9 protein-coding genes, 5 tRNA genes, 1 riboswitch and 1 other annotated feature are annotated in these 12,552 nt (G+C 55.7%); of the genes, 12 read left to right on the top strand and 2 right to left on the bottom strand.

Features of this window, described 5'->3' with window-relative positions; all coding sequences use genetic code 11:
• The first annotated feature begins 84 nt into the window (after nucleotides 1-84).
• The 5 genes from EKM86_RS03235 to EKM86_RS03215 all read left to right on the top strand — a co-directional run bounded on the left by EKM86_RS03235 (nucleotide 85) and on the right by EKM86_RS03215 (nucleotide 495).
• Nucleotides 85-156: transfer RNA gene (locus EKM86_RS03235), tRNA-Asn, on the top strand.
• Between the two features lie 5 nt (nucleotides 157-161).
• A tRNA-Ser gene (locus EKM86_RS03230) sits at nucleotides 162-250 on the top strand.
• Between the two features lie 8 nt (nucleotides 251-258).
• A tRNA-Glu gene (locus EKM86_RS03225) sits at nucleotides 259-330 on the top strand.
• A gap of 5 nt (nucleotides 331-335) precedes the next feature.
• Nucleotides 336-408: transfer RNA gene (locus tag EKM86_RS03220), tRNA-Val, on the top strand.
• A gap of 13 nt (nucleotides 409-421) precedes the next feature.
• Nucleotides 422-495, top strand: a tRNA-Asp gene (locus EKM86_RS03215).
• A gap of 43 nt (nucleotides 496-538) precedes the next feature.
• Here the strand turns inward: EKM86_RS03215 and EKM86_RS03210 are convergent.
• On the bottom strand, nucleotides 539-1,180 hold the full coding sequence (locus EKM86_RS03210; RefSeq protein ID WP_125755074.1) for a hypothetical protein: 642 nt from the start codon (nucleotides 1,178-1,180) through the stop codon (nucleotides 539-541).
• Between the two features lie 119 nt (nucleotides 1,181-1,299).
• A riboswitch (SMK box riboswitch) is annotated at nucleotides 1,300-1,388 on the top strand.
• Between EKM86_RS03210 and metK the strand changes: the two genes are divergently transcribed.
• The 6 genes from metK to EKM86_RS03180 all read left to right on the top strand — a co-directional run bounded on the left by metK (nucleotide 1,386) and on the right by EKM86_RS03180 (nucleotide 9,000).
• Nucleotides 1,386-2,570 carry a methionine adenosyltransferase gene (metK, locus tag EKM86_RS03205; RefSeq protein ID WP_125755073.1) on the top strand — a complete coding sequence of 395 codons (1,185 nt, stop codon included), beginning with the start codon at nucleotides 1,386-1,388 and terminating at the stop codon, nucleotides 2,568-2,570. Its footprint overlaps the riboswitch before it by 3 nt.
• Nucleotides 2,571-2,633: 63 nt before the next feature.
• Nucleotides 2,634-4,097 carry an MDR family MFS transporter gene (locus EKM86_RS03200; protein ID WP_125755072.1) on the top strand — a complete coding sequence of 488 codons (1,464 nt, stop codon included), beginning with the start codon at nucleotides 2,634-2,636 and terminating at the stop codon, nucleotides 4,095-4,097.
• 47 nt (nucleotides 4,098-4,144) lie between these two features.
• Nucleotides 4,145-4,921 (top strand): MurR/RpiR family transcriptional regulator, encoded by a 777-nt coding sequence (locus EKM86_RS03195; protein WP_125755071.1) that lies wholly within the window; start codon nucleotides 4,145-4,147, stop codon nucleotides 4,919-4,921.
• Between the two features lie 248 nt (nucleotides 4,922-5,169).
• Entirely contained in the window at nucleotides 5,170-6,531 is a 1,362-nt protein-coding gene (locus tag EKM86_RS03190) for a PTS sugar transporter subunit IIC (protein WP_125755070.1), read from the top strand.
• A gap of 91 nt (nucleotides 6,532-6,622) precedes the next feature.
• The gene (locus tag EKM86_RS03185) at nucleotides 6,623-8,065 is read left to right on the top strand and encodes a 6-phospho-beta-glucosidase (protein ID WP_125755069.1); all 1,443 of its coding nucleotides are present in this window, start codon (nucleotides 6,623-6,625) and stop codon (nucleotides 8,063-8,065) included.
• 11 nt (nucleotides 8,066-8,076) lie between these two features.
• Nucleotides 8,077-9,000, top strand: coding sequence for an ROK family protein (locus EKM86_RS03180; protein WP_125755068.1), 924 nt, complete (start codon nucleotides 8,077-8,079; stop codon nucleotides 8,998-9,000).
• Nucleotides 9,001-9,047: 47 nt separating this feature from the next.
• On the opposite strand, the gene EKM86_RS03175 is transcribed toward EKM86_RS03180, so the two are convergent.
• On the bottom strand, nucleotides 9,048-9,731 hold the full coding sequence (locus EKM86_RS03175; protein ID WP_164506143.1) for a phosphatase PAP2 family protein: 684 nt from the start codon (nucleotides 9,729-9,731) through the stop codon (nucleotides 9,048-9,050).
• 78 nt (nucleotides 9,732-9,809) lie between these two features.
• Nucleotides 9,810-9,989, top strand: a binding site (T-box leader).
• Nucleotides 9,990-10,051: 62 nt separating this feature from the next.
• On the opposite strand from EKM86_RS03175, the gene leuS reads away from it, so the two are divergent.
• A complete protein-coding gene (gene leuS, locus EKM86_RS03170; protein WP_125755066.1) occupies nucleotides 10,052-12,460 on the top strand; it encodes a leucine--tRNA ligase in 2,409 nt (802 codons plus the stop codon).
• Nucleotides 12,461-12,552: the final 92 nt, after the last annotated feature.

Genomic DNA, 12,552 nt, shown 5'->3' with positions numbered 1-12,552 from the left:
AACACAGAAGTTAAGCTTCTCTACGCCGAGAGTAGTTGGTGGGTGACTGCCTGCGAGGGTAGGAAGCTGCCGCGCTTTTTTTATTCCGGATTAGCTCAGTGGTAGAGCACCTGACTGTTAATCAGGGTGTCGTCAGTTCGAGCCTGACATCCGGAGCTTATGGAGAGTTGTCCGAGTGGCCGAAGGAGCATGGTTGGAAACCATGTATACGGGTTTTCCCGTATCAAGGGTTCGAATCCCTTACTCTCCGTTGCGTATGGCCCGTTGGTCAAGTGGTTAAGACACCGCCCTTTCACGGCGGTAACATGGGTTCAAATCCCGTACGGGTCACTTATGGAGGATTAGCTCAGCTGGGAGAGCGTCTGCCCTACAAGCAGAGGGTCACAGGTTCGAGCCCTGTATCCTCCATTTTTTTATGTTTGGTTCCATGGTCTAGTTGGTTAGGACGCCTGCCTGTCACGCAGGAGATCACGAGTTCGAGTCTCGTTGGAACCGCTAATTCAAAAACCGTTCATCCCAGGAGGATGAACGGTTTTTGTTAGCCATGGATGCGGATCAAAACAAAGGTGAGACTCAAGGCGATGCCTGCCCAAGTGAAAGGCAGCATGGTTGCCTTGATGCGGCGGGTGTTAAGAACGCTCAACACCACCAGCACCGCCGCGCAAAAAGACAAGGTAAATTGCTGGAGCCAGTAGCCTGTGCCAAGTCCGGCTAGGATCAAGACTGCCAGGGCCCAAAGCGGGAGCTGATCGGCCCAAACGCTGAGCAAGAGCAGGGCATTGATCAAAGCGAAGACGACAGGCACAAGGGTCGTCAGGCCATGGGTGAGGCTTGCGCTCAGCATGAGTTGAATGAAGGTGACTTCAATCAGCCAACCGGAAATCGCGGATTTGACGCTCATTTTTTGGGTGGCAAGCAGCCAACCCAGGCCCACCTGAGCAAGGGCGAGCGGCAAAAGCGCCCACTGGTTACTGCTCCCGATGATCGCTAGAGTGAAGGCCGCAATCGTCCAAGTTCCTGGGCGCGCCGTGGTGGCAAGCGCCGCCAGGGCGATGGTGAGGCCAATCAGCGCGAGAAACGGCCAGTCATGAAAGCTGAAGTTCGCCCAGTTCAGCAGAAGCGGCAGGGCCGCAGCTTGAATGAAGCGGCTCACAGTGAGCACACTTTTTTGTATCGTCATAGGCAAATTCCTTTCGTCACGTGTCCTATCATACCGAAAGGGTAGACGCGGTGCAAAAGTAATTTGGCTGGAAGCTTGCCTGACGCGTTAGATTTAAGGGTGACCCTGTGATAAGATTAGACAGTTGCAAAGAATTCCCGATGGGATTCAAGACGATGTGTCTTGGAGATGCCTTGTAACCGAAACAATAAGGGGGAAAAATAAGATGCAGGAACGACATTTATTTACTTCGGAGTCGGTCTCTGAAGGACATCCAGATAAAATCGCGGACCAGATTTCGGACGCCATTTTGGATGCAATGCTGACGCAAGATCCAGATGCCCGTGTGGCGTGCGAGACGACAGTGACGACGGGGCTGGTGCTGGTGGTCGGAGAAATCTCGACGAGCGCCTACGTCGACATTCAAAAGACGGTGCGCGACACGATTCGGCGGATCGGATACGACAAGGACTCCGGATTTGATCCGGATTCCGTGGGGGTCATGACCGCGCTTGATGAGCAGTCGCCGGACATTGCGCAAGGCGTTGATGACTCTTACGAAGCGCGAGAAGGCGAAGACGATCCGCTCGACCGCATTGGGGCCGGCGATCAGGGCATGATGTTCGGTTACGCGATCAACGAAACGCCGGAGTACATGCCGCTGCCCATCGAGCTGGCCCACCAGCTGATGCAGCGCATCGCTAAGCTGCGCAAAGAGGGCACTATCACCTATCTGCGCCCGGACGCCAAGGCCCAAGTGACCGTCGAGTATGATGACAACGAAAAGCCAATGCGGGTGGACACCGTGGTCATTTCCACGCAGCACGATCCCGACGCTACCCTGGAACAGATCCGGCAAGACGTCGAGGCCCAAGTCATTCGCGCAGTCATTCCTGCCAACTTGCTGGATGACAACACCAAGATTTACGTCAATCCGACCGGGCGCTTTGTGCTTGGCGGACCAGAGGCTGACTCTGGCTTGACCGGGCGGAAAATCATTGTGGACACCTATGGCGGGTTTGCCCGGCACGGCGGCGGTGCTTTTTCCGGCAAGGACGCGACTAAGGTCGACCGCTCGGCCTCTTACGCGGCGCGCTACATCGCGAAGAATGTTGTGGCCGCCAAGCTGGCCGATAAGATGGAAGTGCAGCTCGCGTACGCGATTGGCGTCGCACAGCCAGTGTCTGTCTCAGTAAACTGCTTTGGCACGAACAAGATCTCAGAAGAAAAAATTACCCAGGCCATCCGCGAAAACTTTGATTTGCGGCCGGCGGGGATCATAAAAATGCTTGACCTAAAGCGGCCGATTTACGAGCAAACCGCGGCTTATGGTCATTTTGGACGTACAGATGTTGATCTGCCGTGGGAGCACCTGGATAAGGTGCCTGAGCTGGCGAAGTACTTAGATTAACGAGAAAAGAGGCGGCCGTTCCGGGGGATCCTGGACGGTCGTTTTTTATGGAATGGAGTAAATATGTTAAGTAAAACCAAGCAAACTAACGTGGCAATTACGACAATCGCGATTTTTGTGGCGACCTTCATGACAGCAATTGAGGGCACCATTGTCGCAACTGCCATGCCCACCATCGTGGGAGACCTTCACGGCGTTCGCCTGATGAACTGGATCGTGTCGATTTACCTGCTGACAAACGCGATGGCCACCCCGATTTACGGGAAGTTCGCGGATAAAATTGGCCGCAAACCGGTGTTCCTGCTGGGACTGCTGCTATTTATCATTGGTTCCGCGGCTTCGGGTCTGTCGCAGTCGATGCCCATATTGATCATCTGCCGCGCCTTTCAGGGCATCGGTGCTGGGGCCATCATGCCGGTGACCTTCACCATCATTGCCGACATCTATCCCTACGAAAAGCGGGCCAAGGTGCTCGGGTTCAATGGTTCGGCCTGGGGGATCGCTTCGGTAGTGGCGCCGCTGTTGGGTGGGTTCATCGTCGATACGCTGTCGTGGCACTGGATCTTTTTCATCAACGTCCCAATTGGGCTGATCACGATGCTGCTGATTGCCGTGTTCTTTCATGAACAACACGAAACGGTGCCGGCGCCAGTTGATTACCTGGGGACGCTGTGGCTGGTCTTGACCCTGCTGTTTTTGATGCTGGGCTTTCAGGCGCTGGCGAGTGCCCATGGAATCGTCAACTTCTTGGGGCTGCTGGTCGCGGCTGGGGTGGCGCTTTGGTGCTTTGTCCGGCGCGAGCGGCGTGCCGCAGATCCGATCATCGATTTAAAGCTGTTTAAGAACCGGCCCTTTGTGGTCGCCAATGTGCTAGCCGCCCTGGTTTCGGGCGTTGTGATCGGCTACGAAACGTACATGCCCATGTGGGTCCAAGGGGTACTGGGGATGGCGGCCTCGTTTGGCGGCTTTGCCATCACGCCCAGCAGTTTGATGTGGGTCGTCGGCTCGTTTATCGCCGGCCGGTGGTTGACTAAGATGACGCCAAAGCGGATCTTGACGCTGGCCTTGCTAGATATTCTGGTGGGGATTGTGGTCTTATCCCTGGTGCCGGAAAGCACGCCTTATGTCGCCTTCTTGGTGATTGCAGCCGTGATGGGTTTTGGCTTTGGGATCGTGATCACGACGACCACGGTGCGGGCCCAGGCGGTGGTCAAACCGGAGGAGATTGGTGTGGCTACCAGCTTCAACACCTTGTCCCGCACGCTCGGGCAAACGCTGATGGTCTCGCTATACGGCGTGGTATTGAACCTGCGCATGGCGCAAGGTGTCGCAGCGCATCCTGATGTGAATATGAACATGCTGAACCGCCTGATCAATCCCCAAACCGCGGTCAGCTTGCCGAAGCACCTGCTGCCGGTGTTGCATGAGATCTTGTACTCGGGCCTGCACAACATTTACTTTTTCTCGGTCGTGATCGTCGTGCTCGGGCTGGTGTTCAATGCACTGGATCGGCCGGCGCGGCAATAGCATTCGCTGAAAAGAATTGAGAGTTGTATTTTGCGTTTCAAGCCGTCATGATAGAAGAAAAGGCTACAGGGGGCGCTGGGTTGTTCTCATACGAAAAATTGCAGACGCTGAATGAAATCGAGACGGCAATTTACAATTACGTCATCAAGCACGAGGCGGCAGTGGAAACCATGCCGATCCGCGAACTGGCCAAGCACGCGCATGTCAGCACAGCTTCGGTGCTGCGGTTTGCCGAGAAAATGGGTTACGACGGCTACGCAGAACTGCGCTTTGCGCTGAAGCAGGACCGCAAAGCCAAGGCAGCGGAATTTCAGGCCACCAGCTATGACTCATCGGTGCCGTTAGCCGATTTTTTCAATAAAGTGAACTCGGCTGATTTCAATAAGCTGATCGACGAGGCCTTGGCTATCGTTCAAAAGGCGCCACTGGTCATGTTCTTTGGGTTAGGGTCCGGGAACTCACTGGCTCAGTATGGAGCCAGGTTCTGGTCAAACGCGGGGAAAATTGCGCTGCCAGTCTTCGATCCGTTCCAGCCGTTTCCGCAAAGCAGCCCACTGCCGGCGGGCACAGTCGTGGTCGTGCTTTCGGTGTCCGGCGAAACGACCGAGGTGATCGATTTCGTCAACAAGGTGCGGCCGGAAGACGTGAAAATCATCGCAGTTACCAATTCTGGGGCCTCGACCTTGGCCAAGCTGGCGGATTTGACCATCGCTTACTTCATGCCGGAGATCAAGCACGCGTCGCTAAATTTGACGACGCAGGTGCCAGTGGTCTACCTGATCGAGCTGATTGGTCACCGACTAGATGAGCTCAACCACCAGTAAACATAACGATAGTTTTGACACCCGTTACATTTCTGTAACGGGTGTTTTTACGTGAAACCGGTTTCTTTACGGGCCTCAAGGGTAGCGCTTACGTGGTGGAAGCGGCTACACTAATAACTGTGATGAGCGCATCACATTGATTTCGGCCGAAATCATTCATATCGCAGGGTGACCTGCACAAGTGTTTAGCAATGATACATTGACTTGGCTGTCGAGTGAAATCGGCGGCAGAAAGATAGGTGAACATAATGGGGGATTATATCAACCAAAAAGTTTTGCCTAAGATCATGAAGTTCACGAGCACCCGTCCGATCACGGCGTTGAAGAATGGCATGATGTACACCATTCCTTTCATCATCGTGGGGTCCTTCTTCCTGATTTTGGGTTCGTTGCCTGTTGAATCATGGGCAAACTGGATGAACAGTACCGGCTTGGTGCCGTACTTCAACCAGATTTACAACTTCAGTTTTAACATCATGGCGCTGATTGCCGTCACCGGTATCGCGTACGAATGGGCACGCGCTGAAAAAATCGATCCGCTGGCTTCAGGGATCACTGCGCTGCTGTCATTCCTGATCGTGCTGCAGCCTTCTAACCCAATCGTTAACCAGGCTGGCAAGACCATCGTGACCAACTCCCGTGGGATCACGGGCTGGATCGATACCGGCTTCTTAGGCGGCAAAGGGATGATCGCTGCGATCATCATCGGCCTTTTGACCGGCTGGATCTATTCTTGGTTTGTTAAGAACAACATCACCATCAAGCTTCCCGATTCAGTGCCGGCGAACGTTGCTAACTCGTTCATCGCGCTGATTCCAGCCGCCGTTCTGCTGACAGGCTGGGGCCTGGTTTACATGGCCTTCGATCACTTTGCTCACGAAGGCATGCTGCAGTGGCTGTACCAAGTCATTCAGACACCGCTGCAAGGGCTGACTGATTCCTTCGGTGGGGTCCTGGTTGTTTCCCTGCTGATCACGTTCCTGTGGTTCTTCGGGGTTCACGGTTCCGCCATCATTTCCGGTGTTATGACCGGGATCCTGATGTCCAACTCGACTGATAACGCGGCGCTGTTCCACTCTGGTAAGGCGCTGACGGTTGCTAACGGCGGCCATATCTTCACGCAGGCGCTGCTGGACCAGTTCGGGACTGTTACTGGTGCTGGTATCACTGTTGGGCTGCTGTTCTACATTTTGTTCTTTGCCAAGTCAGATCAGTTGAAGGCGCTGGGCACTTTGGAAATTGCCCCAGCGATCTTCAACATCAACGAGCCATTCCTGTTTGGGATTCCGCTGGTTATGAACCCTGTTCTGGCCATTCCGTTCATGGTTGTTCCAGCCCTTTCCATGTCGCTCACTTACTTTGCGATTAAGCTCGGGATAATTCCACTATTTAACGGGATATATGTGCCATGGACCACACCCGCGATCTTCTCCGGGTTCTTGGTCGGCGGCTGGCGCACTGCCCTGTGGCAGGCCCTCATGCTGGCCATGTCCTTCGCGGTTTACTTCCCATTCATTCGCACCTACGACAAGACACTGCTCAAGCAGGAGCAGGAGAAGTTGGCTGAGGAAAATAAGGAAAAATCTGATACTGCAACGGCTCAGGCTTAATGCTGAACTAGTCTAATTAGTGCTTAAGCGTCCGGATCCCGTGGATTAAACACCGGGCTTCGGGCGCTTTGTTTGTTGAAAGGAGTGCCACATGGCAAAATTACGCAAAGATTTTCTCTGGGGCGGGGCAGTGGCTGCCCACCAACTGGAAGGCGGCTGGCAGGAAGGCGGCAAAGGCGTCTCCGTGGCCGATGTGATGACCGTGGGTGCAAACGGCGTTGAGCGCCGGATCACCGATGGCGTGCAGCCCGGCGAGAATTACCCCAACCATGACGCCATCGATTTTTACCACCACTACAAGGATGACGTGAAGCTGTTTGCCGAGATGGGACTCAAGGCGTTTCGGACCTCGATTGCTTGGACGCGGATTTACCCGAATGGGGATGAAACCGAGCCGAACGAGGCCGGGCTGAAGTTCTATGACGACCTGTTTGATGAGCTGCTGAAAAACGGCATCCAGCCCGTGATCACGCTGTCCCATTTTGAAATGCCGTATCACCTGGTGACCGAGTACGGCGGCTGGCGGAGTCGTAAAGTGATCGACTTCTTCGTCCGTTTCGCCACCACCGTGTTCAAGCGGTACAAGGACAAGGTGAAGTACTGGATGACCTTCAACGAGATCAACAACCAGGCCGACTACAACGCCAAGTTTGCGCTGTTCACGAATTCCGGCCTGTTGATCAAGCCTGGCGAAAACGCCGAGGCTGTGATGTATCAGGCGGCGCACTACGAAACCGTCGCCTCCGCCTTGGCCGTGCAAATCGGCCATCAGATCAACCCGAATTTCCAAATCGGCGCGATGATCGCGATGGTGCCGATTTATCCGGCCAGCCCTGACCCGCGCGACGTCTTCAAGGCCGAGCGGGCCATGCAGTCACGCTACTGGTTCGCGGATGTCCAGGCCAACGGGCGCTATCCAAGCTGGCTGACCGAGTATCAGAAGGCCAAGCAGATGAACCTGGATATCACGCTGGCGGACCTGGATGTGCTGAAGGCGGGCACGGTGGATTACATCGGCTTTTCTTACTACATGTCCTTTGCGGTCAAGGCCAAAAAGGATGAGCCAGCCGCCTTCGACTATCAGGAAGGCGTTGACAAGGTCGAGAATCCGACCGTTGAGCGCTCCGAATGGGGCTGGCAGATCGACCCGGTTGGCCTGCGTTACGCGATGAACTGGTTCAACGACCGGTACCGTCTGCCGCAGTTTATCGTCGAAAATGGTTTCGGTGCTGTGGACAAAATCGACGCGCAGCATCACGTTTACGACGATTACCGAATCGCCTACCTGAAGGCGCACATCGAGCAGATGAAGCTGGCCGTTGAAGTCGACGGTGTCGATCTGATCGGATACACCCCTTGGGGCTTCATCGATCTGGTATCAGCCGGCACCGGCCAGATGGATAAACGTTACGGCTTCATCTACGTGGACAAAAACGATGAAGGTAAAGGCACCTTGGCGCGGTACAAGAAGGATTCCTTCTACTGGTACCAGCAGGTGATCAAGAGTAATGGTGAGGATCTGGACGCCAAGTAGGAGGCGGACGCATGAAAACATTTGTCGGCTTTGATGTCGGCGGGACGACTATCAAGTATGGCTTAGTCTCGGCGGCGGGCAAGATCCTAGATCATGGGTCGTTTAAGACGCTTAAGCGCGCTTCGAGCAACGTCAATAAGATGGTCGGCGTGGTGACCGCGTATCAAAAGCAGCAAGTGATCGATGGCGTGGGCGTAGATGCGCCAGGCATTGTCGACAAGGCCGGGTACATGATTACTGGTGGGGCCATCGACAGCTTTTACCAGTACCCGCTGGGCAAAACGCTGGCAGATCAGTTGAAGCTGCCGGTAAAAGTTGAAAACGATGCGAATGCGGCGGCCATTGCCGAGCGCTGGCTGGGCAACGCCAAGGACGTCGACGATTACATCTGCCTAGTTTTGGGCACAGGCATCGGCGGCGGCCTAGTCCTGAACGGTCAGGTCTACCGCGGCGCCCACGGGATGGCCGGTGAAATTGGCTGGAGCATCACGCATGACTTGGATTTTCGCGACGACCTGGAAGGGGTTTCGCTCAACTATTCGGCTTCTGTGGTCACGGGGCTGGTGCGCCGCTACAACCTGTCGCTTCAGCACTATGATTCCAAAGCCAAGGCGGAACAGGACGCGGCGCAGATCATCGCGCTGGCGCACGAGGACGATATGATCGCCCAGCCAATTTACAGTCAGTTTCTGAGCGACGTGGTCGTGATGCTGATGAACCTGATCGGGACCCTTGACCCCGAGCGGATTTTGATCGGTGGCGGCATCAGCCAAAACGACCTCTTCATGCAAGACCTGCAAGGTCGCTTTGACGAGTTCATTGCGCGCCATCACGGCCTGAGCAGTGCCCGTCAAAGCTTTCCGTACCGCATCATGCCGGCGGGTCTGCGCAACAACGCGGGCCTGATCGGGGCGGTTTATCCTTTGACAAGGTAAAAAAGAGGATTCGGACGGCTGGGTGGCCGTCTGAATCCTTTTTTGGGTTACGGGCGAGGGGCGCGTCCGGCCCAGCCGGTCGGCCCCACTGCAGTCAGCCACGGGTACATCAGCCACCACAGCAGCATCAGTCCGGCCAAGGCGGAACTCCAGCCGGCGAGCACGTCGGTGGGAAAGTGGACCTGCACGTAAATACGCGAGACCCCGATCAAAGCGATCATCACCACCGAAAAACCCACCAGCAGGCGCCGAGCCCACGGCAGCGACACGAGGCTAAGTGCGATCAGAATCACCGTGCCGTACAGTAGCATTGAGCCGCTGGCGTGGCCGGAAGGGAAACTCCAGCCGCCCGCGGGAGTCAGCGGCGTGATGGCTGGATCCTGGATGAACGGCCGGGGCCGGCGGATCCAACTTTTCACGATGTGGTTGAATAGGCTCATCAGGCAGATCGAGGCAAAGGCGAACCAGGCGTAGCGGCGCCGCCGAAAGTAAAAAAGGATGCCCGCGACGATCAGGCCAACGATCACCACCACTGGCGGGTCGCCGAGGTTGGTGATCACCAGTACAATGGCGGTCAGCCACGCCGGCCGGTACGCTGTGACCACCTGAATCACGCACTGGTCGACTGCCGTGATCCAGGCCGCGTGCGTGGTCACGCCAATTAAAATGGGGATGAAGACCGCTAAGCTGACTGCCGCGATGATCAGCGGATAAACAGGACGTTTTTTCATAATAAACGATTTTAGCATATTTGCGCCCCGGCGCGGCTTGTTTCAAGCTTAGGATTTTGCTATGATTGACCCAACATCGAACGTGTTGGGACGAGTAGGCAAGATGATTCACTGAAGAAAGCAGGCGGCCGCTGCGAGCCTGCGTGAAGCCTTGCCGAACTGACCCGAGTAACGCACGCCGGCACTGGCCGTTATCCAGAAACGAGGGCTGCTGTTAGGCAGAACTTAGGTGGTACCGCGGCAAAAGCCGTCCTAACAATGTTAGGGCGGCTTTTGGCGTTTTTCCCGCCACGTTCGGTAAATTCAAGGAGGCATTACGCATGTACGATCACAAGGCGATCGAGAAAAAGTGGCAAAAGCACTGGGCTGAGCACAACGAGTTCAACACCACAACGGACCCGAACAAGAAGAACTACTACGCGCTGGACATGTTCCCGTACCCGTCAGGCCAAGGCCTGCACGTCGGCCATCCGGAAGGCTACACGGCCACTGACATTATTGCCCGCATGAAGCGTGCCCAGGGCTACAATGTGCTGCACCCAATGGGCTGGGACGCGTTTGGGCTGCCTGCCGAGCAGTATGCGCTGAACACCGGCCACAATCCGAAGGGCTTCACCCACAAGAATATCGAGACCTTCAAGCGTCAGATCAATAGCCTCGGGTTTTCTTACGACTGGAACCGGGAAATTGCCACGACGGATCCGAACTATTACAAGTGGACCCAGTGGATCTTCGAGCAGCTGTACAAGCACGGTTTGGCCTATGAGGCGGAGGTGCCGGTCAACTGGAGTCCGGATCTGGGCACCGTGGTCGCCAACGAGGAAGTCATTGACGGCAAAACGGAGCGCGGCGGCTTCCCGGTCATCCGCAAGCCAATGCGGCAATGGATGCTGAAAATCACCGCCTATGCGGATAAGCTGCTGGCCGACCTTGATGACCTGGACTGGCCAGAAAACATCAAGCAGATGCAGCGCAACTGGATCGGCCGCTCAGTCGGCGCGCAGATCACCTTTGACGTTCAGGGCACAGACAAGCACTTTGATGTTTTCACCACGCGCCCGGACACGCTGTTTGGCGCGACTTATGTGGTCATGGCCCCAGAGCACGAGCTGGTGGACGCCATCACGACCCCTGAGCAGAAGGCTGCAGTTGACGCGTACAAGGCGGACATCGAGCACAAGTCGGATCTTGAACGCACCGACTTGAACAAGGACAAGACTGGTGTGTGGACCGGCGCGTATGCCACCAATCCCGTCAACGGGGAAAAACTGCCAATCTGGATTTCCGATTACGTGCTGGCCACATACGGCACCGGCGCCATCATGGCGGTGCCAGCTCACGACGACCGCGACTTTGCCTTTGCCAAAAAGTTTAACCTGCCAATCCGCGCCGTGATCGAAGGCGGCGACGTTGCCGACGCGGCCTACACTGGCGACGGCGTGCACATCAATTCCGATTTTTTGAACGGCAAGAACAAGCAAGACGCCATTGACGCCATGCTGCAGTGGCTTGAAGACAAGCAGATTGGCGAGAAGAAAGTGAACTATAAGCTGCGCGACTGGGTCTTCTCGCGTCAGCGATACTGGGGCGAGCCGATTCCTGTGATTCACTGGGAAGACGGCGAAACGACCCTGGTGCCTGAAGACGAGCTGCCACTCGTGCTGCCAGAAGAGGCGGACATCAAGCCAAGTGGCACCGGGGAGTCGCCGCTGGCCAACCTGGATGACTGGGTCAACGTGGTCGATAAAAACGGCCGCAAGGGTAAGCGTGAAACCAACACCATGCCGCAGTGGGCAGGGTCCTCTTGGTACTTCCTGCGCTTTGTCGATCCCCACAACAAGGAAAAGCTGGCCGATTACGATAAGCTGAAGGACTGGATGCCAGTCGACTTGTACATCGGCGGGGCGGAGCACGCGGTACTGCACCTGCTTTACGCGCGGTTCTGGAACCTCTTCCTGTACGACATCGGCGTGATCCCGAACAAGGAGCCATTCCAGCGCCTGTTCAACCAGGGGATGATTCTGGGCGACAACCACGAAAAGATGAGCAAGAGCAAGGGTAACGTGGTCAATCCCGACGACGTGGTCGAGCAGTACGGAGCCGATACGCTGCGCCTGTACGAAATGTTTATGGGCCCACTGGATGCCGGTATTGCCTGGAGCACCACTGGCCTGGCCGGGGCGCGCAAGTTCTTGGATCGTGTCTACAGCACCTTTATCGATGACAATGGCAAGATGCGCGATCATATCACGACCATCAACGACGGCAAGCTGGACAAGGTCTACAACGAAACCGTCAAGAAGGTCACCGAGGACTACGAGACGCTTCACTTTAATACCGCCATTTCGCAGATGATGGTCTTCATCAACGAAGCGCGCAAGGTCGATGACCTGCCATACGCCTACGTGGAAGGCTTCGTCAAGCTGCTGGCGCCGATTGCCCCGCACCTGATGGAGGAAATCTGGCAGAAGCTGGGCAACGCGCACAGCCTGACCTACGCGCCGTGGCCGAGTTACGACGAAAAGGCGCTGGTGACCGAGCAGGTTCAGCTGATGGTGCAGGTCAACGGCAAGCTGCGAGGGCACGTGATGGAGCCAGTCAATGTCGATCAGGCCCAGGCGATCGCCGATGCGATGACGATTGAAAACGTCAAGAAGTTTACGACGGGCAAGACAATCGTCAAGCAGATCGTGGTGCCAAACAAGATCGTCAATATTGTCGTCAAATAGCATTTTGAATGGTCCGACCCCGGTCGGGCCATTTTATGTGAAAACTTACGGATTGCTAACGTCTTGGGGTTCCAATTGAAAGGGGCCGAGGC

Origin of the sequence: Lacticaseibacillus hegangensis, from assembly GCF_003946465.1 — a bacterium.
Classification (GTDB): Bacteria; Bacillota; Bacilli; order Lactobacillales; family Lactobacillaceae; genus Lacticaseibacillus; species Lacticaseibacillus hegangensis.
The sequence above is the reverse complement of the archived record's forward strand: the minus strand, read 5'-3'. Positions and strand labels throughout refer to the sequence as shown.